Source organism: Pedobacter glucosidilyticus DSM 23534 (assembly GCF_000425145.1).
In the GTDB taxonomy this organism is placed as follows: Bacteria; Bacteroidota; Bacteroidia; order Sphingobacteriales; family Sphingobacteriaceae; genus Pseudopedobacter; species Pseudopedobacter glucosidilyticus.
Map to the genome: position 1 here is coordinate 65,468 of NZ_AULF01000006.1, position 20,977 is coordinate 86,444.

Below are 20,977 nucleotides of genomic sequence, written 5' to 3' on the forward strand. Positions count from 1 at the left end.
TTAAAAATGGCAACTAAAATTAGATTACAAAGACACGGTAAAAAAGGAAAACCGTTCTACTACATCGTAGTAGCAGATTCAAGAGCACCAAGAGATGGTAGATTTATTGAAAGATTAGGTTCTTACAATCCAAACACCAATCCTGCTACAATTGACTTGAATTTTGATCAAGCTGTTAAATGGGTTACTAGCGGTGCTACACCTACAGATACAGCTAAGGCTATCCTTTCTTACAAAGGTGTACTTTACAAAAAACACTTAAACGGTGGTGTAACTAAAGGTGCGCTTACACAAGAGCAAGCTGATGCAAAATTTGCAGAGTGGTTACAAAGTAAAGAAGGTAAAATCGAAGCTAAAAAAGAAGGTTTAGTATCTAAAAAAGAAGAAACTAAGAAAGCTGCTTTAGTAGAAGAAGCTAAGAAAAGAGAAGCTATCGAGGCTGCAATCGCAGCTAAAAATGCCCCTGTTGAAGAAGCAGCTCCAGAAGTAGAAGAGGAAGCAGCATCAGAAGATGCAGCTGTTGAAGCTTCAGCAGAGGAAACTGAAGCTCCTTCAGCAGAATAATATTATTTTCTTTTAACAAAAAAGGCTGATTTGAATGTTCAAATCAGCCTTTCTTGTATGAGTACTTAAGTAGTTAATCTATAAACTTCCGCCTCTATTCTACTTAGCCTCCTCTTTAGCTTTCTTCTTAAAGTAGCCTCTTAATAAGAAGTTATGTTGTAAAGCTTCCAAATCTTCATCAAGCTTTTGGCTGCTGGTTTCTAAATTTCGCATGATTACTTTTAGCTGTTCTGCAGTTTGTTTATCATTTAACATCAAGCCTAAAGCGTTATCATTAGCATTTAACTTTGCTGATGCTGCTTTCAAATTCTCTGTAAGTTTAGCAGCCGCTGTTGCCGTTTGTTGAAACTCATTTACAGATGATTCCAATTTTGCAAATACTGCTGTATCGGTAAAAAGCTTATCGGCCAAACCGCCCTTAGTATTCATCTTAGCGGTAAAGCTATTTAATTCTTTTGCCATTTTATTGGTAGAAGCAGCTGTAGTTTCCAAGTTAGCAACCATCGCTTTAAAGTCTTCAGCAATTTGTTCATCGGCTAATAAAGCCCCTGCAGCCCCCTTTCCTTCTACTAAATTTCTAGCTAAAATCTTAAAATCGGTAGTAATATCTACCAAATTTTTATTGTTGGTTTGTAGGGTTTTCATCATATCATCGGTAGATAATGTTTTGTTAACCTGCAACCTATCACCATCTTCAACAAAAGGGAATTTAGGCGAGCCACCATCAATCACAATAATCTTATTACCTATCAATCCATCAGAGTTGATACTAGCTTTAGCATCTTTATGGATGTATTGGTGGGCAGCTTCTTCTATACTTAAAAAAACTTGAACTTGGGAAGTTCCATAAAACTGAATTTTTTTGATAGTACCTACCTTAACGCCAGAGAACCACACGTTGTTCCCTACTTTTAATCCTTGTATATCATCAAAAACAACATTTACAGTAAAAGATTTTACGAAAGTCTTCTTTTGTCCTCCTAAAGTTAATATCCCGATAAGGAAAATGGCAAGGCCAATAAAAATAAATATTCCAACGGTTACACCGCGTTTTCTGTCTGCTATTTCAGTCATTTTTACTCTATAAAATTATATTCATAGAAAGATTTAACTCTTTCATCCTCTGTATTAAAAACTTCTTCAAAAGTGCCCACTTTGTTAAATTGACCATCAAGAAGCATGGTGATACGGTCGCCCGTTTGTTTAGCACAAGTAAGATCATGGGTAATGATAATAGAACTGGTATGATACCTTTCTTGTACCTCGTTTATTAATCCATTAATTTCTAAACATGTTATGGGGTCTAAACCTGCGGTAGGCTCATCATACAACATAATTTTTGGTTGTAATATTAATGTACGAGCAATACCTATACGTTTTCTTTGTCCTCCGGATAATTCGGATGGCATTTGGTTAATGGTTTGTCCTAAGCTTACGGCATCTAAAACCGACTCAACTGCATAGTCCTTTTCTTTTTTTGTTAATTTTTTACGATTTCTTACCAGAGGAAATTCTAAGTTCTCTCTTACCGTCATACTATCGTAAAGTGCACTGTTCTGGAAAGAAAAACCTATATGTATTCTAAGTTCTTGCAAATCTCTCTCGTTCAACAAACTTATTTCTTTACCTAAAACTTCTACTGTGCCGCTATCCTGCTTCAATAAACCCGATATAATTTTAATCAAGACAGATTTTCCTGTACCTGATTTACCTAATACAACCAGATTTTCTCTGTCATACAAATCCAAATTAACACCTTTAAGCACATGATAATCTCCAAAAGACTTATTCAAATCTCTGATAGTGATTACCCTTTCTCTCTCTTCCGGATGTTCTATTCTGTTATTCTTTTGCATTATGTACGGAATAAAAACGTGATTTGCGTTGCCAATACTTCCTCAATAAACACCAAAAACATACCAATCACTACCGATGAATTTGCTGCTTTACCAACGCCCTCTGTACCTTTTGAAGAGTTAAAGCCCTGATAACATCCAACCATACCAATGGTAAACCCAAAAAGGATAGCCTTTATAGTAGAAGCAATAATATCAAGAAATGTTATAGACTCTAATGAAGATGAAATAAAACCGCTAAAGCTAGTCTCTTCAAACATAGCCACATTTACAAAACTACCCAACAAACCTACCAAAGCGGTATAAAATGTTAAGATAGGAATAGTAATAGTAGTTGCTAAAACCCTAGAAACTACTAAAAACTTAAATGGATTTGTAGCAGAAACTTCCATAGCGTCTATCTGTTCGGTTACTTTCATAGAACCAAGCTCGGCACCAATACTAGAACCCACCTTACCTGCAGATATTAAAGCAGTTAACAGAGGAGCTAATGTCCTCAATAAAGCTATACCAACCAAAGATGGTAACCATGATGTTGCCCCAAACTCGGCCAGAGATGGCCTAGATTGTTTGGTAAAGACAATACCAGTTATAAATCCTGTTAAAGATATTAAGGCTAAAGAGCGGTAACCCACTTGATAACATTGACGCATAATTTCTTTACCCTCGTAAGGTGGTAAAAATACTTCTTTAAAGAATTTTATGATGAACTGATATACTAAATACAGTTCATAAAACATGCTATGTAATTTTTGTACGAAACGTGATTTTGGTGCTTCCAATGATTCTATTTCAATTTAGCTGCGTAAAAGTATGAATTATAACAAATATGATGCTAAATAGATGAAAACATAACAATTAAATCACAAATTATTCAATAAACAAACTTGTCTTAAACTGTTAAATTTAGCTATATAATTTCCTTTTTTAGATGTATAAATATAGCATAGGCTAATAAATCCGGCTGTTTTTTTACTTTTGTAAACAAAGCAAAAGATATGTCAGAGGAAAAATCATTAAATTTTATAGAAGAGATTATAGAAGAAGACCTTAAAAATGGTAAGCATGGTGGCAGAGTTTTAACACGTTTCCCTCCAGAGCCTAATGGCTATTTACATATTGGTCATGCTAAATCTATCTGCTTAAATTTTGGAATAGCCAAAAAATACAATGGCGCTACCAACCTTAGATTTGATGATACCAACCCCGTTACGGAAGATACCGAGTATGTAGAAAGCATAAAGGAAGATGTAAAATGGCTAGGTTTTGATTGGAAAGAAGAGCTTTATTCTTCTGATTATTTTGATCAATTATATGATTTTGCGGTTGCCCTGATAAAAAAAGGATTAGCCTACGTAGATGATAGTACAGCAGAAGAAATTGCTATTGGAAAAGGCACACCTATAGAAGCAGGAACTCCAAATATTTACAGAAGTAGATCAATAGAAGAAAATTTACAGCTTTTTGAAGAAATGAAAGCTGGTAAATACCCTGATGGCGCTAAGGTTTTAAGAGCTAAAATTGATTTGGCAAACCCAAATATGCACTTGCGTGACCCATTGATGTATAGGATAAAACACGCACACCATCACCGTACTGGTGATAAATGGTGTATTTACCCGATGTATGATTTTGCACATGGGCAGTCTGATGCAATAGAAAAAATTACTCATTCTATTTGTACGCTAGAATTTATTCCGCACCGCCCATTATACGAGTGGTTTATAGAGCAACTGGATATTTTCCCATCAAAACAGTATGAATTTGCTCGTTTAAACATGAGCTATACGGTTATGAGTAAGCGTAAATTGATGCAGTTGGTAAATAACCAGATTGTTGACGGTTGGGATGACCCTCGAATGCCTACCATAAGTGGTTTAAGAAGACGTGGTTTTACACCAGCATCTATTCGCAATTTTTGCGAAAGAATAGGCATAGCTAAGAGAGATAACTTAATTGATTTTAGTTTGTTGGAGTTCTTTATAAGAGAAGATTTAAATAAAACATCATGGAGAAGAATGGCCGTTCTTGACCCTATCAAAATGGTGATTACCAATTACCCTGATGGGCAAGAAGAAATTTTACACGGAGAAAATAACCCTGAAGTTGAAGGTCATGATGGCGAAAGAGCTATCCCTTTTAGCAAAGAGCTGTGGATAGAGCGTGAAGATTTTATGGAAGAACCTCCAAAGAAATTCTTCAGACTAGGTGTGGGTTTAATGTGCCGTTTAAAAAATGCTTACATCGTACAATGTGATGATTTTGTTAAAGATGCCGATGGAAACGTCACTGAAATTCATTGCACTTATTTCCCTAACTCAAAATCTGGTGAAGATACATCAGGATTAAAAGTAAAAGGAACTATGCATTGGGTAAGTGTAAAACACGCTAAAACTGCCGAAATAAGATTATATGATAGGTTATTTAAAGTAGAACAGCCAGATGCTGAAGACGGTGATTTTAAAGATTACATGAACCCAGAAAGTTTAGTGGTTATTAAAAACGCCTATATAGAACCAGATTTAACATTAGCAATTGAGCAATTACAAGAAAACCCCGATAGAAGATACCAATTTATTAGAAAAGGTTATTTCTGTTTAGATAAAGAGGCCACGGCAGAACACCTCATTTTTAATAGAACTGTTGGCTTAAAAGATAGCTGGGCTAAAGAGATAAACAAATAAGATTGAGTATAAAGCGTGTTGCATACATGCTTTATACTTCATTAAAATTTATTTTATAAGTCGATTATTTTCATCAGGAAAAACCAGTACAGGCTGGTATTTCTTTGCTTCCTCCATTTCCATGTGTGCATAAGAAACAATAATGATGATATCACCTACCTGTGCTAATCTGGCACATGATCCATTTAAGCAGATGGTACCACTTCCTCTTTCTCCTTTAATGATATAAGTTTCAAAGCGAGCACCATTATTATTATTTACCACCTGAACCTTTTCATTAGGTATCAAATTGGCAGCATCAATTAAATCTTCATCAATAGTAATGCTCCCAACATAATTCAATTCGGATTGAGTTACTTTAGCTCTATGAATTTTAGATTTTAAGACTTCAATAATCATAACACAAAGTTAGTATAGAATTTTAGAAAAAATGTTAGGCTAACATCATATTATCTATAAGCCGGGTTGTGCCCACCATGCAAGCAATTAAAGCTATGGCAGGTCCTTTTTGCTGTAAATCCTGTAAATTATCAGGATTGCAAATTCTTAAATACTCTAGTTGGAGTACACCAGACCCTGTAAAAAATTTGTTAGCTTGTTGCTTCAACTCATCTAAAGACAAAAAATCATAGTTATCCTTTATAAACATTAATGCTTTACTTAAGCTTAAAGCTGCAAGTCTTTCTTCGGCACTTAAATGGATATTTCTTGAGCTCATGGCCAAACCATCATCATCTCTAACAATAGCGCAATTTTTTAATTGTATAGGCAAATTAAAATCACTAACCATTTTTTTGATAACCAAAAACTGTTGGTAATCTTTCTGACCAAAAAATGCTAAATCTGGGATAGCAGCTTTAAAAAGTTTATACACAATTTGGGTAACACCCTTATAATGTCCTGGCCTAAATTCGCCCTCTAAAATATGGTCAAGTTCTCCAACCTTATAATCCCATGAAGTGTCTTCTGCCGGATACATCTCCTCAACCGCTGGATGAAAGAGTACATGACAACCAGCTTGTTCTAACTTATGGATATCTTCTGCTATAGGCTTAGGATATTTTAGCAAATCCGTTTTATTGTTAAACTGTGTTGGGTTTACAAAAATAGATGCTACAGTAACATCGGTATAAAATAAAGATTCTTGAATAAGAGAAAGATGCCCTTGGTGTAAAGCCCCCATAGTTGGCACTAAGCCTATGCGTTTACCTTCCTGTTTATATTGAAGTATTAAAGAAGTTAAATCTTCTTGATGGGTTATTATTTTCAAAAATTAAAAATTTGGGGATAAAGTTGTAAAATAGTTTAGAAAAAACAAAAGCATTTACGTAAAACGTTGATAATTTACTATATAATGATTATATTTGCAGTTCTTAAAAAAATCACTTCTTAACAAAAACTTAACAAAGATTAGGAGATGGGAAAAACCAAGCTTTTGTTTATCACTCATGAAATGTCACCATTTTTAGAGTTAACAAAAATTTCTGAAATCACAAGACAATTACCGCAAGCCATGCAAGATAAAGGATTCGAAATCAGAATTCTTATGCCGCGTTTTGGAAATATTAATGAAAGAAGAAATAGATTACATGAAGTAATTCGTTTATCAGGGATGAATATTGTTATCGGTGAAAACGACAATCCTTTGATTATAAAAGTTGCATCTATACCATCTGCAAGAATGCAGGTTTACTTTTTGGATAATGAAGACTATTTCCAACGTAAACACGTGTTTAATGACGGTAAAGGCAAGTTTTACGCAGATAATGATGAACGTACCATATTCTTCTGCAAAGGTGCTTTAGAAACTGTTAAGAAATTAGGTTGGTCTCCGGATATTGTTCATTGCCATGGCTGGATGACTTCTTTAGTACCTGCTTATTTAAAAACTATCTATAAAGATGACCCTACTTTCAAAGATTCTAAAATAGTATACTCTTTATATCCTCATAGTTTTAGCGAAACACTAGGTGCTGATTTTGCAAAAAAAGCTGTGATGAAAGGTATGCAAGAATCTGATACGATTAATTACGCTGATGCTTCTAATATTGCCTTAGATAAAGCTGCTATAGATTATGCTGATGCAGTGGTATATGGTGCAGAAACTATCCATGATGAGGTGTTAAATTTTGTTAAAAATTCTGATAAACCTACTTTAGATTATAATTCTACATTAGATTTAGAGAATTATTACAATTTTTATCAAGAAGTTGCGTCTGATATTCTGATATCAGTAGCATAATTTTATTTAAAAGATTATATGAGATTTAAAAATTTAGGCTTATTAACCCTGTTGATAAGCCTTTTTATATTAGGCAGCTGCCAAGATCCATCTACCATTGGTTTAGATGTTAATCCTGATATATTATTAAATGCTAAAGTTGTTGATACTAGCACCATTTATACCAAATTATTAAGAGAAGATGAGATTATCACTAATTTTAATACCAGAAGCGTACTAGGTTATTTAGACGACCCTCAATTTGGTAAAACAACTGCTAACATGATTTTAGCTTTAACCCTACCTACAGTAAATGTAACTTTTGGTACTAATCCAATTATTGATTCAGCAGTGTTAGTACTTCCTTACGGTGGTGTAAACTATGGTGATAGTACCAATTATACCGTTCAAGTAAGGCAATTAGATGAACTTTTATACTTTGAACAGCAAAAAACTTTTACAAGTAGTAAAGTTTGGCTAAAAAAACCAACTATCATAGCTTCAAAAGTATTTAAACCATCATACAGAGATAGTATAATTATACAAGACATTAGAATAGGAAGAGCTGATACCATAAAGAAAGTTATCCCTCAGCTAAGAATTCCCCTTAATAATACTTTTATTACCAACCAAATTATTAACGCCGGAAGTGCTAATTTAGCCTCTAATAAAGCTTTCGCTGATTATTTCAAAGGGTTACATGTAGCTTTAGACCAAACAACTATAGCAGCTAATAAAGGTGCATTAATGCTATTTAATACCAGTGGAAGCGGTGAAAATGGCGCAAGAGTAGATATATTTTACCGAAATACGAACACCAATGGCGGAACAGATACAACATCAACTTCTTTCCCTATTAATGGCAATATAGGTTCTGCTGCTACTGAAATATCTTGGGATTTTTCTGGTACTCCTGTTGCTGCTGCATTAAATAGCAATGCCAAAAGTAACCCCATTCTTTATCTAAAAACTTTGGCTGGCACCAAAGTAAGTCTTAAATTCCCTTATATAACCAAGTTACGTAATTTAGGACGCAACATTGTTGTAAATAAAGCAGAGCTTATTTTTACTACAGAAGATGGTAGCACAACCCCGTTAACCCCCATTCCTTTATTAAAAATCTATAAATGGGATATTGCAGAACAGCCACAATTGCTACCTGATGAAAATTCTTCTTTAAACTCCTTAGGACTAGGCTTTGTGGATGGATTTTATAATACAACAAGGAAAACTTATACTTTTAATATTACTAACCATATTCAGGATTTGGTTAATGGTGGAATTGATTATGGCACCTTTATCAATACCTTTAATTTAGGCGGACAAGGTAATAGACTAGATATTATACAAAGAAGCATTGTTGGTGGAGGAAATAATACTGGAAATATCAAAGCCAAATTAAGAGTTTATTATACAGACCAACGTTAACAGAAAAAAATATCATACATTTAAAGAAAAAATATTTTGTAGTTTAGCCCCCTTAATTATAAAATATTTTTTCTATGTGTGGAATAGTTGGCTACATAGGTAACAGAGAAGCCTATCCAATAGTAATCAAAGGTTTACACCGTTTAGAGTATCGTGGGTACGATAGCGCTGGAGTAGCCTTAATCAATCCGAAAAAAGAGCTTAACATTTATAAAAAAGCAGGTAAAGTTAAAGACCTTGAAAACTTTGCCGCTTCAAATGATTTAACTGGAACTGTAGGCATGGGGCATACACGTTGGGCTACTCACGGAGAGCCTAATGACAGAAACTCGCATCCACACCAATCAGGTAATGAAAAATTAGCTATCATCCATAACGGTATTATAGAAAATTACGGCCCCATAAAAGAAGAGCTCATCTCTCGTGGTCATACTTTCAAAAGCGATACAGACACAGAAGTTCTTATACATTTAATTGAAGATATCCAAAGAAACGGAAATCTGGATTTGCAAGAAGCCGTTAGGGTAGCTTTGCATGAAGTTATAGGTGCTTTTGCTATTGTGATTATGGATAAAGAGCAACCAGACCAATTAATTGCTGCTCGTAAAGGTAGCCCAATGGTTATTGGTGTTGGAGATAAAGAGTATTTTATTGCTTCTGATGCCACACCTATTGTGGAGTATACTAAAAATGTTATTTATCTAAATGATAATGAGATAGCTTATTTAAGAAGAGATGAGCTTTTGATAAAAAGCATCGATAATATTGTACAAACGCCTTATATACATGAGCTGGAGCTAAAACTGGAAATGCTAGAGAAGGGTGGCTATGACCATTTCATGTTAAAAGAGATTTATGAGCAACCTCGCTCTATCAAAGATAGTATGAGGGGCAGAATTTATCCTAACGAAGGTAAGTTGCAACTAGGTGGTTTAAAGCAATATGAAGAGAAATTCAAGAACGCAGATCGTATCATTATTGTAGCTTGTGGAACTTCATGGCATGCAGGTTTGGTTGGCGAATATCTGATTGAAGAGTTTGCCAGAGTACCGGTAGAGGTTGAGTATGCTTCTGAATTTAGGTACAGAAACCCTATCATTTCTGAAAAAGATATTGTGATTGCAATTTCTCAATCTGGTGAAACAGCAGATACCATGGCGGCTATTGAGCTCGCCAAAGAAAAAGGAGCTACTATTTTTGGTATCTGTAACGTGGTTGGTTCATCTATACCAAGATTAACCCATGCAGGAGTTTACACACACGCTGGACCAGAAATTGGTGTTGCTTCTACCAAAGCATTTACTGCACAAGTAACAGTACTTACTTTAATTGCTTTTTATGTAGCACAAATAAAAGGGACTGTTACTACTGGAAAATTGGTAGAGTTACTCACAGAACTTGAAAGTGTGCCTACTTTAGTAGAAAAAGCACTTAAAGCAAATGATTTAATAGTGAAAATAGCTGAAAAGCTTAAAGACTCTAGAAACTGTTTATTTTTAGGAAGGGGAAGTGGTTTCCCTGTAGCTTTAGAAGGTGCTTTAAAATTAAAAGAGATTTCTTACATCCATGCAGAAGGTTATCCTGCTGCAGAGATGAAGCATGGTCCTATTGCATTGATTGATGAAGAAATGCCTGTTATTGTAATTGCCACTAAGAACTCATCTTATGAAAAAGTAATTTCAAACATACAGGAAGTGAAAGCCAGAAAAGGTATTGTCATTGCTATTGTAACAGAAGGCGATACTGATGTTAAAAATATGGCAGATTATACGATTGAAATTCCTCATGCAGACGAAGCTTTCTTACCTCTAATTGCTACTATTCCATTACAATTATTATCTTACCACATAGCTGTAATGAGAGGTTGTAATGTTGACCAGCCAAGAAACTTAGCAAAATCTGTTACGGTAGAATAAAGTATTAATATAGTTAACAGGCTAACTTAAATGATTTTTTTAAGTTAGCCTGTTTTTTTATCAAGTTTTGGATTAAATTAACTTCAATAGCCATTTCTGAGAAAACCTTCTCATTGCTATAGTTTTTGTCTATATTTAAGCATGACAATAGTTCAATTAGAATATATCGTTGCAGTAGATACGTATAGAAGTTTTGTAATGGCTGCAGAGAAATGCTTTGTAACCCAGCCTACTTTAAGCATGCAAGTACAAAAGCTTGAAGAAACATTAGGTGTAAAACTTTTTGATAGAACCCGGCAACCCGTAGTGCCAACTGAAATTGGGGTAGAGGTAATTAACCAAGCAAGAAGGGTATTGCAGGAGAGCTATAAAATAAATGAAGTTATTAATGAGCGTAAAGGAGAAATAAGTGGTGAGCTAAGAATTGGGGTTATACCAACCGTAGCACCTTATCTGCTACCTAAAGTTATCGGTAGTTTTAGAGAAAAATATCCTAAAGTAAAATTATCTATATCAGAACTTACTACCGAAACCATTATCCAAAAGCTTAAAAACAACTTGTTAGACTGTGGCATATTGGCAACACCTTTAGATGAAAGTAGCTTAACCGAACGCCCTATCTATTATGAAAACTTTGTGAGCTATGTTTCTAAAACTAGCCCTGTTTATAAAAAGAAATCTTTACAGGCCGGAGATTTAGATATGGATGATTTATGGCTTTTAAACGAGGGCCATTGTATGCGTAACCAGGTTTTAAATATCTGTAAACACAAAAAAGCCAGTCTGCAAAATTTAGAATACAATACGGGTAGTATAGAAACTTTAATCAGGATGGTAGATTTAAATGATGGTATTACCATTCTGCCTGAGCTTTCTTTGCAACACTTCTCTGTTAAACAATTAGATAAAATCAGATATTTTAAAAGTCCAGAACCTAGCAGAGAAATCAGTATTGTAACCCACGCCAACTATATTAAAAAAAGAACCATTGATGCTTTAGAGGAAGAAATACTAGAAAGTGTCCCTAAAAGAATGAAATCAAAAAAGAAGAAGGAAATTATTAATATCTAATAATTTCATTTTCAACAGAACCAAATGGCTCAATTTTAGGTTATCTTCTTTATATGAGTAAAAAACCGCTTTTAGAGTTTAACCAATTTGGCATTTACTGCCAGCAAGGAGATTTTTATATAGACCCTTGGAAACCGGTTAACTATGCAGTGATTACCCATGCCCATAGCGACCATGCCCGTTGGGGTAATAAACACTATTTGGCTCATCATTTATCAAAAGAAATTTTAAAATACCGCTTAGGCGATATCTCTTTAGAAACTATTGCTTATAACCAAATCATCATCAGAAATGGGGTAAAAATATCACTTCATCCTGCTGGTCATATCATCGGCTCGGCACAAGTAAGGGTAGAATATGAAGGTGAAGTTTGGGTAGTTTCTGGAGATTATAAACTTGAGGATGACGGCATTTCTACACCTTTTGAACCTGTAAAATGCCATTCTTTTATATCAGAGTGTACGTTTGGGATGCCTGTTTACACTTGGAAACCACAAGAAGAGATTTTTAAGGGTATAAATGATTGGTGGCATCAAAATCATCAACAAGGAAAAACCTCCGTTTTGGTAGGCTACTCTTTAGGCAAAGCACAACGTATTCTCCAAAATCTAAACCTAGATATTGGTAAAGTTTATACCCATGGTGTTATCCAAAATACCCATGATGCTTTAATAAAAAACGGCATCTTACTAAAAGAAACCCATAAAATAACAGCCAGCACTACTAAAGAAGAAATTAAAGGCAACTTGGTTTTATGTCCGCCCTCTGCCGTTGGCACTCCTTGGATGAAAAAATTAAACCCTTATTCTTTTGGCTATTGCTCTGGCTGGATGGCCATAAGAGGTGCAAAAAGAAGAAGGGCGGCAGATAGAGGCTTCGTATTATCAGACCATGCAGATTGGCATGGCCTTATTCAAGCTATAGAAGCTACATCCTGCGAAAGCGTTTACCTTACCCATGGTTATACAGCAAGTTTTAGCAGATATTTAAGAGAAATTGGTTACGATGCGCATGAAGCCAACACTTTATACGGAGACGAAAGCTTAGAAGAAGAAAAAGGAGGTGAAGCATGAAAAATTTCGCTAACCTCTTCCTAGCTCTAGATGAAACCAACAAAACCAACGAGCGCATAAAAATCTTAAAAGAATACCTTTTGAAGGTTTCTGATGAAGATAAAATAAACATGCTGGCCCTATTTACTGGCAGAAAGCCAAAACGCCAAATTAATAGCACCCAGTTAAAAGACTGGGCTTTAGCGCAAAGTAAAATCCCCGATTGGCTGTTTAGAGAAAGTTATGATGTAGTGGGCGATTTGGCAGAAACCATTTCGCTGTTATTGCCGCTACCCAGCAATCAGCAAGATAAAACGCTAAGCCAATGGATAGCAGAAATAAAAGAACTTAAGGATAAAAGCGAGGCAGAAAAGAAAAGCTGGCTTTTAGCCGCTTGGGATACTATGGACCAACAAGAGAAATTTGTGTTCATCAAAATTCTTACGGGTGGTTTTAGAGTTGGTGTGTCTCAAAATTTGGTGGTTAAGGCTTTGGCCGATATTGCCCAATTAGACACCGCAACCCTTACACATCGTATTATGGGGAATTGGAATCCGGATGATTTTACTTTCCAGCAGCTCATAGCTGCCGAGGATGCCTCTACCGATAATTCTAGACCCTATCCCTTTTTTCTGGCTTATCCCATACAAGAAACTTCAGACTTACAAAAAACAGCTTTAGAAATAGAAAATGCTTTAGGGCCAGTAGCCCATTGGCAAGCAGAATGGAAATGGGATGGTATCAGGGCGCAAATCATCCATCGCAATGGTGAAATATTTATTTGGAGTAGAGGCGAGGATTTAGCTACCGATAAATTTCCAGAACTGCATCGTTTTATCCAAAATTTACCCAACGGAACTGTGTTAGATGGCGAGATTTTGGCCTTTAAAAACAATCAACCTTTGCCTTTTAATATTTTGCAAACCCGCATTGGGCGTAAAACTTTATCTAAAAAATTACTACAAGAAAACCCCGTTGCTTTTATTGCTTATGATATTTTAGAGCTTGAGGGTATTGATATCAGAAATAAAAGCCAAAGCGATAGAAGATTGCTTTTAGAAAAGCTGCAAGAGGATAGCCTTCATCCAGAAATTTTCAGAATTTCTGAGCTGGTACACGCACAAAGTTGGGATGAACTAGCTGTTATAAGAGAACAATCTAGAGCTAAACTAGCCGAAGGTTTAATGTTAAAAAGAAAAGCTGCCAGCTACCAAGTAGGCAGAAAACGTGGCGATTGGTGGAAATGGAAAATAGACCCTTTAGCTATTGATGCTGTTTTAATTTATGCCCAAAAAGGACATGGCCGTCGGGCCGATTTATATACCGATTATACTTTTGCCGTTTGGGATGGCGATAAACTGGTGCCTTTTGCCAAAGCATACTCCGGTTTAACCGATAAAGAAATTAACCAAGTAGACCACTTTATCAAAAGAAATACCTTAGAAAAATTTGGCCCTGTTAGAACCGTTAAACCAGAACTTGTTTTTGAAATAGGTTTTGAGGGTATTAATAAATCTAGCCGACATAAATCTGGTGTAGCCTTACGTTTCCCAAGAATTTTGCGTTGGCGTACGGATAAGAAAAAAGAGGAAGCAGATAGCTTAGAAAGTTTGATGCTTTTGTTGCCTAAATTTGAATAGAAATAATTAAGAAGCCCTAATTAGGACTTCTTAAACATTAATCTCTAAAAGGCAAAGCCTACAGAAAAAGAAAGTACTTTATTATTAGATTTTGAATCTCCATCTCTTTGACTTTCTGGTATCATATTAGACAAACCAATACCATAACCAATATTAAATAATAAACCGCTTTTTAATCTATAACCAGCCATAAAATTTAAACCAAAGTCTGTTGAAGAAAAATCATCTTCATCTCCACTACCAAAACTTACCTTATAGTCTTCTCCAACTACATCTTCTCCAAAAACAGAGCCTTCTTGTTTACCAAATAAACCAAAAGCTGCATAAGGACCAGCTCCTAGAAATAAACTACCTTCTCCTACAGGCAAGTTTAAAACAGCATTTACTGGAATTTCCAAATAAGATAGATTAGCCTGAGCTTCAACACTCATTCCAGAATCTTCATCTTCTAATTTAAACTTGAATCCCTTACCTTGAAACGATAAACCTGGTTGAATTGCAAATTTTTCACCTAATGCAAACTCTGTAAATCCTGTCAGATGAAAAGAAGTTAAAGCATCTGGAGATAGGTTGATTCCTTGCGATGAAATATTAACATTTGCAAGATTAACGCCCCCTTTTAACCCAAATTTTGTTTGTGCAGAGGCAGTGATTGTGGCCATTACTAGAATTGCCAATAAAAATTTTTTCATATAGTTTATTTTATTAAGTCACAAATATATACAATAACAATTATTTACATAAACTATTTTAATAAACAATTAAATGTTAAAGCTTCCATTTTGTACCTTTAAACATGCATCCACAAAAAAAATTAAGCGAAGATTTTTCTAAAGCAATAGCGCAACTTAATGAAAAACAGCTACAAGCTGTAGAGCAATTAGAAGGCCCTGTTTTGGTAATTGCAGGCCCCGGCACTGGTAAAACGCAAATTTTAGCTGCCCGTATAGGTAAAATTTTATTAGATACCGATGCACAAGCTAATGAAATTTTATGCCTAACCTATACCGATGCTGGTGCGGTAAATATGCGTCAGCGTTTGTTTAAATTTATTGGCCCTGATGCTTACCGGGTAAACATATTTACTTTCCATGCTTTTTGTAATGAGATTATACAAGAAAACCTCGATTATTTTGGTAAGCTTAATTTAGAACCTTTATCAGACCTAGAATCGGCTTTACTTTTCAGAGAAATCATTGATGAATTACCTGCAAACCACATCTTGAAAAGGTTTACAGGCGATATTTACTATGATGCACCCAGACTGAAAGACCTGTTTTCTACCATGAAACGCGAAAACTGGTCGGTAGAAATTGTAACCGCAGCCATAGAAAATTATCTAGAAGATATTAAAACCCGTGATGAATTTATCTATAAAAAAGCCAATGCAAAAGCAGGTATAAAAGTTGGCGATTTAAAGCAAAAGAAATACGACGATGCCGCAGATAAAATGGATAAACTAAAAGCCGCTGTGATGCTTTACCCTGTTTATCTTCAAAAAATGGATAAAAAAAGCCGTTATGATTATGACGACATGATTTTATGGGTGATTAAGGCTTTTCAAGAAAATCCAGATTTATTGTTGCTTTATCAAGAACGTTACCAATATATTTTGGTTGATGAATATCAGGATACCAGCGGTTCGCAAAACCAATTATTAAAACAACTCATCAGCTATTGGGAAGTACCTAACGTTTTTGTTGTAGGCGATGATGATCAATCTATCTTTAGGTTTCAAGGTGCCAACCTCAAAAATATCTTAGATTTTGCTGGTGATTATGTAAGTAGCCTAAAAACTGTTGTTTTACTCAATAATTACCGGTCTACCCAGCACATTCTAGATATGTCTAGAAGCTTAATCGAGAATAATTTCATCCGTTTAACACGAGAACTTAACTTAAATAAAGAGCTAAAATCATCACATCCAGATATCGCTGGTTTACAAGTTCGTCCACAGATTTTAAGTTTTGAAAACCCCGAGCAGGAAAGCGTATGGATAGCTCATCAGATAGAATCACTCATCAAAAATGGCACAAAAGCTTCAGAAATAGCCGTTATTTATCGCAACCATAGCCAAGCAGAAGCTATGGTAACCTATTTAGATAAAAAGAAAATCGGTATCAATACCAAAAGAAAAATTGATATTCTTACGCTACCTTTTACAGAGAAAATCATTACCATTCTTAGGTATTTATCTATGGAGCTAGACTCGTCTTATAGTGGCGATGAAAAGCTTTTTGAAATCTTACATTATGATTTTTTTAATATCCAACCTATTGATATCGCCAAAGCTAGTATAGCAGTTAATAAAGCCAATTTTAACGAAAAGGTTGATAAAACATCGCTACGCAGATATATTGCAGAGCTTAGAGAGCCTAAGCAGCCCGGTTTGTTTGATGCCGTTGACCGCCCAGAAATGAAACGCTTAATTGAGGATATAGAATATCTGCTTAAAGCAGCTAGCAGCCTTACATTACAGCAACTTTTTCAAGCTATCATCACCAAAATGGGCATTTTAACCTATATCATGAAACAGCCAGATAAAGGCTGGTACATGCAAATTCTAACCAATTTCTTCAATTTCTTAAAAGACGAGAATCGTAAAAACCCAGAGTTAAAGGTTGCTGAGTTTATAGAGCTGATTGATTTAATGAAGAAAAACAACATCAGCATAGCCTTTAACCAACACATATTCTCTGCCGAAGGTGTTAATTTCATGACCGCCCACGGCTCTAAAGGTTTAGAATTTGATTATGTTTTCTTATTAGGATGCAGCAAAAAAATATGGGATAGCAAAGGCCGTAACTTTGGTTTCTCTTACCCTGATACTTTATTTAAGGAAGGTGCATCATCTAGCGATACTGAACAAGAAAATACAGAAGAATCTAGAAGGTTATTTTACGTAGCACTAACCAGAGCTAAACATTCTTTATTTGTAACCTATCCAAAACTTAATAGCAGTGGTAAAGAGCAAGAAGCGTCGCAATTTATAAGTGAAATCATCAGTACAGGACATTATCAAGAGTATCAACAAGCTGTTGCAGAGGAAGAAATGATAGATTTTTATGCTACCCAATTTAGCGAGGCAGAAAAACCTCAGGTAACGTTAATTGATAAAAATTACATTGATTTACTATTGCAAAATTATACCCTATCGGTAACGCATTTAAACAACTATTTGGCTTGCCCACTAAAATTCTATTTCCAGAATTTGATAAGGGTGCCATCAGGGAAAAGTCCGGCAGCAACTTTTGGGCAAGCGGTACACCATGCATTAAACAGGGCATTTATTAAAATGCATGAAAACAATGAAACCTTCTCAGCCACAGATGATTTCATGAATGATTTCTCTTGGTGGATGAACCGTAACAAAGACTCTTTCACCAGAGAAGATTTTAAGCTGAGGATGGAATACGGCTACAAAATATTACCAGATTATTATGAGCAAAACATCAGTAAATGGAATAAAGTTGTAGTTACAGAGCGTAAAATCAGAAATGTAGAAATTGAAGGTGTGCCTATTACCGGTAATCTGGATAAGATTGAATTTAACGGTAAAATGGTAAACGTTGTGGATTATAAAACCGGGAAGTTTAAGAACGCAAAACCTAAATTCAATAAACCATCAGAAGAAGAACCACACGGTGGCGATTATTGGAGACAAGCAGTTTTTTATCGTATTTTAATTGATAACGATAGAACAAAAGATTGGCAGGTGGTAAGTACCGAGTTTGATTTTATCGAACCTATTAGCGATGGCGAGTATCATAAAGAAAAAGTGATGATATTGCCAGAGGATGTTGAAATTGTAAAAAACCAAATTACCAATGTTTATTCAAAAATAACATCCTACCAGTTTGATACAGGCTGCGGTAAAAAAGAATGTGAATGGTGCCACTTTGTTAGAAGCAATTTTAAACAAACTGATGGCGTTTTTGAGCAGATACAGGCAGAGGATGCTGATATATAATTTTACAATAACAAAACAGCCATAACATAAGAGATGTTTAATTTCACATAAATTTTAAAACACAGAAAACATGATGAAAAGAATTACCCTAGCCCTTGGGCTATTATACTTGTCTTTTTCGGCAAGCGCACAAAGTGGTTTTTTACCTCAGCCAAGTACAACACAAACTGTTGAACAAGAATTTGGACTAGGTAAAGTTAAATTAACCTATGCCAGACCAAATGTTAAAGAGCGTAAAGTTTTTGGAGCTTTGGTTCCGTATGGTAAAGTATGGCGTACAGGCGCAAACTCTGCTACTGTACTAACTTTTTCTGAGGAGGTAAAACTAGCTGGCAAAACAGTGCCTGCAGGCAGTTATGCATTATTTACTATCCCTGGCGAAGCAGAGTGGACTATCATTTTAAGTAAAACTACTGAGCAATGGGGCTCTTACGCCTATAAAGAAGCTGATGACTTTTTAAGAGTAAAGGTTAAACCTGCTAAAGCAGCACAAAAAGTAGAAAGCTTTACCATACAATTTGCCAATGTACAAGCTGGCAGCATGGATTTGCAATTAGCGTGGGACAACACTTTAGTTAGCGTTCCTTTTACAACAGATTTTGACACCAAAGCTATGGCTAACATAGAAGCAGCAATGAAAGGTGATAAAAAACCTTATTTCCCTGCTGCCATCTATTATTATACTTACAATAAAGATTTAAAACAAGCTTTAGCTTGGGTTAACGAGGCTGAAAAAACTATGGGCAAAGCTCCATGGGTGAAATTATGGAAAGCTAAAATTCAATTGAAGCTAGGAGATAAAAAAGCAGCACTTTTAACTGCCGAAGAAGGTGTTAAAATTGCAGAAGAGATAAAAAATGATGAATATATCTCTCTAAACAAAGCATTTATTGCTGAGAATAAGTAATCCAGCCTATTCCTATCCAAAAACCTGCTAAAATTTAGCAGGTTTTTTTGTTTAAAATCATTTTTACAATCTAATTATCTATAAAAATCAAAATATTTTATACTTATACTATTTTTAATAAGATATTTTACATATAATTACTTAATTTTTATAACATTCATAGTTATGAACTAAAAAAATTAAAGAAAATATAATTGAATTTTATGGTTTCAGCATCTGTTTTTAAAAACTACCCTTATATAGAGAAGATTTGGGACGAAATGTATAACAAACATGAGGTAAGAACGCCATATAAAAAATTATATAACTTTTTACAGGATATGCCTGTTGCCGAGCTTACTCGTAAAGAAGAAATGGCAAGGCGCTTATTCATGAGCCAAGGCATTACTTTTACCGTTTATGCTAGTGGTGAAGGCGTAGAACAAATTTTCCCTTTTGATGTCATTCCGCGTATTATAGATGCTGCCGAGTGGGCCTATATAGAAAAAGGCATCAAACAAAGGCTAAAAGCTTTAAACTTGTTTTTGAATGATGTTTATTCTAATCAGTTCATTTTAAAGGATAAAATCATTCCTATGGATATGATTTATTCTTGTCCGCATTACCTCAGAGAAATGCATAATTTACAAGTCCCTCATGAGCTTTTTGTGCATATTGCAGGTATAGACATTGTAAGAGATGCCGATGGAACTTTCTATGTATTAGAAGATAATTTACGTACCCCATCTGGTGTTTCTTACATGTTAGAAAACAGAGAAATCACCAAAAGGATATTCCCTGATATTATTCCTCAGAACCTTGTAAGGTCTGTTACGCATTACCCTCAACTACTCTATAAAAATCTGGCTGCCTTATCGCCAAGGCATAATGCCAATCCTAACATCGTGATGCTTACACCGGGCATCTACAACTCGGCCTATTTTGAGCATTCGACCCTAGCCCGATTAATGGGTATAGAGCTAGTAGAAGGAAAAGATTTAGTGGTAGATAATCACCGGGTTTTCATGAAAACAACCTCGGGTTTACAACGGGTTGATGTTATTTACCGTAGGGTTGATGATGAGTTTCTAGACCCTCTGGTTTTTAATCCGGGAAGTTTGTTAGGTGTAGCTGGCCTTATGTCTGCCTACCGTAAAGGCCATGTTGCTATAGTAAATGCTCCAGGAAATGGTGTTGCCGATGATAAAGCAACTTACATTCATGTGCCTGATATGATTAGGTACTATCTAAACGAAGAGCCTATTCTTAAAAACGTACCAACTTATCATTTAGCTGATGCTGATGAAAGAGAACACGTTTTCAAAAACATAGAAAATATGGTGATTAAGAAAACTAATGAGTCTGGTGGTTATGGGATGATTATAGGTAATGCTGCCACTGCTCAGGAATTAGAAGCTTATAAAAAAGTGGTTTTACAAAACCCAAGACAGTTTATAGCGCAGCCTATTGTTAGCTTATCATCAGTACCATGTTATATCAATGAGAAATTACAACCAAGACGAGTTGATTTAAGGCCCTTCGCTTTATGTGGACCATCAGGAATAGATATAGTACCTGGCGGTTTAACAAGGGTAGCTTTAAAAGAAGGTTCTTTAGTAGTAAACTCTTCACAAGGTGGTGGTAGTAAAGACACTTGGGTGTTAAATGTTTAAATCAATAAAAGCTAAA

General features: G+C 35.2%; 17 protein-coding genes. 11 read left to right on the plus strand and 6 right to left on the minus strand.

The annotated features are described in order from the left end of the window. The first annotated feature begins 6 nt into the window (after positions 1 to 6). The gene (locus tag H510_RS0101715; protein WP_026902726.1) at positions 7 to 564 is read left to right on the plus strand and encodes a 30S ribosomal protein S16; all 558 of its coding nucleotides are present in this window, start codon (positions 7 to 9) and stop codon (positions 562 to 564) included. A gap of 99 nt (positions 565 to 663) precedes the next feature. Here the strand turns inward: H510_RS0101715 and H510_RS0101720 are convergent, their stop codons facing one another. The 3 genes from H510_RS0101720 to H510_RS0101730 are packed head-to-tail and all read right to left on the minus strand — an operon-like array spanning position 664 to position 3,160. Then, positions 664 to 1,638 carry an MlaD family protein gene (locus H510_RS0101720; RefSeq protein WP_036691580.1) on the minus strand — a complete coding sequence of 325 codons (975 nt, stop codon included), beginning with the start codon at positions 1,636 to 1,638 and terminating at the stop codon, positions 664 to 666. A 2-nt stretch (positions 1,639 to 1,640) separates the two neighbouring features. Beyond that, positions 1,641 to 2,420, minus strand: a complete 780-nt coding sequence (locus H510_RS0101725) for an ABC transporter ATP-binding protein (RefSeq protein ID WP_026902728.1) — start codon at positions 2,418 to 2,420, stop codon at positions 1,641 to 1,643. Beyond that, the gene (locus tag H510_RS0101730) at positions 2,420 to 3,160 is read right to left on the minus strand and encodes an MlaE family ABC transporter permease (RefSeq protein WP_051291014.1); all 741 of its coding nucleotides are present in this window, start codon (positions 3,158 to 3,160) and stop codon (positions 2,420 to 2,422) included. Before H510_RS0101730 ends, H510_RS0101725 begins: the two co-directional genes overlap by 1 nt. Before the next feature lie 258 nt (positions 3,161 to 3,418). Here H510_RS0101730 and H510_RS0101735 point away from each other — a divergent pair, with 258 nt between their 5' ends. Further along, the gene (locus H510_RS0101735) at positions 3,419 to 5,104 is read left to right on the plus strand and encodes a glutamine--tRNA ligase/YqeY domain fusion protein (protein WP_026902730.1); all 1,686 of its coding nucleotides are present in this window, start codon (positions 3,419 to 3,421) and stop codon (positions 5,102 to 5,104) included. Positions 5,105 to 5,152: 48 nt separating this feature from the next. On the opposite strand, the gene panD is transcribed toward H510_RS0101735, so the two are convergent. Beyond that, complete coding sequence (panD, locus tag H510_RS0101740; protein WP_026902731.1) at positions 5,153 to 5,503, minus strand: aspartate 1-decarboxylase; 351 nt, start codon at positions 5,501 to 5,503, stop codon at positions 5,153 to 5,155. A 34-nt stretch (positions 5,504 to 5,537) separates the two neighbouring features. Next, a complete protein-coding gene (panC, locus tag H510_RS0101745) occupies positions 5,538 to 6,374 on the minus strand; it encodes a pantoate--beta-alanine ligase (protein WP_026902732.1) in 837 nt (278 codons plus the stop codon). A 147-nt stretch (positions 6,375 to 6,521) separates the two neighbouring features. Between panC and H510_RS0101750 the strand changes: the two genes are divergently transcribed. The 6 genes from H510_RS0101750 to H510_RS0101775 all read left to right on the plus strand — a co-directional run bounded on the left by H510_RS0101750 (position 6,522) and on the right by H510_RS0101775 (position 14,432). Further along, entirely contained in the window at positions 6,522 to 7,346 is an 825-nt protein-coding gene (locus tag H510_RS0101750) for a glycogen/starch synthase (protein WP_026902733.1), read from the plus strand. Positions 7,347 to 7,364: 18 nt separating this feature from the next. Then, on the plus strand, positions 7,365 to 8,753 hold the full coding sequence (locus tag H510_RS0101755; protein WP_026902734.1) for a DUF4270 domain-containing protein: 1,389 nt from the start codon (positions 7,365 to 7,367) through the stop codon (positions 8,751 to 8,753). 74 nt (positions 8,754 to 8,827) lie between these two features. Continuing rightward, the gene (gene glmS, locus H510_RS0101760) at positions 8,828 to 10,669 is read left to right on the plus strand and encodes a glutamine--fructose-6-phosphate transaminase (isomerizing) (RefSeq protein WP_026902735.1); all 1,842 of its coding nucleotides are present in this window, start codon (positions 8,828 to 8,830) and stop codon (positions 10,667 to 10,669) included. 141 nt (positions 10,670 to 10,810) lie between these two features. Next, entirely contained in the window at positions 10,811 to 11,740 is a 930-nt protein-coding gene (locus H510_RS0101765) for a hydrogen peroxide-inducible genes activator (RefSeq protein ID WP_026902736.1), read from the plus strand. Positions 11,741 to 11,793: 53 nt separating this feature from the next. Continuing rightward, positions 11,794 to 12,813: a ligase-associated DNA damage response exonuclease gene (locus tag H510_RS18060; protein ID WP_036691584.1), complete on the plus strand. Its 1,020-nt coding sequence runs from the start codon at positions 11,794 to 11,796 to the stop codon at positions 12,811 to 12,813. Then, entirely contained in the window at positions 12,810 to 14,432 is a 1,623-nt protein-coding gene (locus H510_RS0101775) for an ATP-dependent DNA ligase (protein WP_026902737.1), read from the plus strand. The genes H510_RS18060 and H510_RS0101775 overlap by 4 nt, the downstream gene beginning before the upstream one ends. 44 nt (positions 14,433 to 14,476) lie before the next feature. Here H510_RS0101775 and H510_RS0101780 read toward each other — a convergent pair whose 3' ends face one another. After that, on the minus strand, positions 14,477 to 15,124 hold the full coding sequence (locus tag H510_RS0101780) for a porin family protein (protein ID WP_026902738.1): 648 nt from the start codon (positions 15,122 to 15,124) through the stop codon (positions 14,477 to 14,479). 104 nt (positions 15,125 to 15,228) lie between these two features. Between H510_RS0101780 and H510_RS18065 the strand changes: the two genes are divergently transcribed. The 3 genes from H510_RS18065 (at position 15,229) to H510_RS0101795 (ending at position 20,961) form a co-directional block, all read left to right on the plus strand. Further along, complete coding sequence (locus H510_RS18065) at positions 15,229 to 18,402, plus strand: ATP-dependent helicase (protein ID WP_036691587.1); 3,174 nt, start codon at positions 15,229 to 15,231, stop codon at positions 18,400 to 18,402. Positions 18,403 to 18,472: 70 nt separating this feature from the next. After that, a complete protein-coding gene (locus H510_RS0101790; RefSeq protein WP_026902739.1) occupies positions 18,473 to 19,309 on the plus strand; it encodes a DUF2911 domain-containing protein in 837 nt (278 codons plus the stop codon). Between the two features lie 203 nt (positions 19,310 to 19,512). Further along, on the plus strand, positions 19,513 to 20,961 hold the full coding sequence (locus H510_RS0101795; protein WP_026902740.1) for a circularly permuted type 2 ATP-grasp protein: 1,449 nt from the start codon (positions 19,513 to 19,515) through the stop codon (positions 20,959 to 20,961). The last annotated feature ends 16 nt before the right edge of the window (positions 20,962 to 20,977 follow it).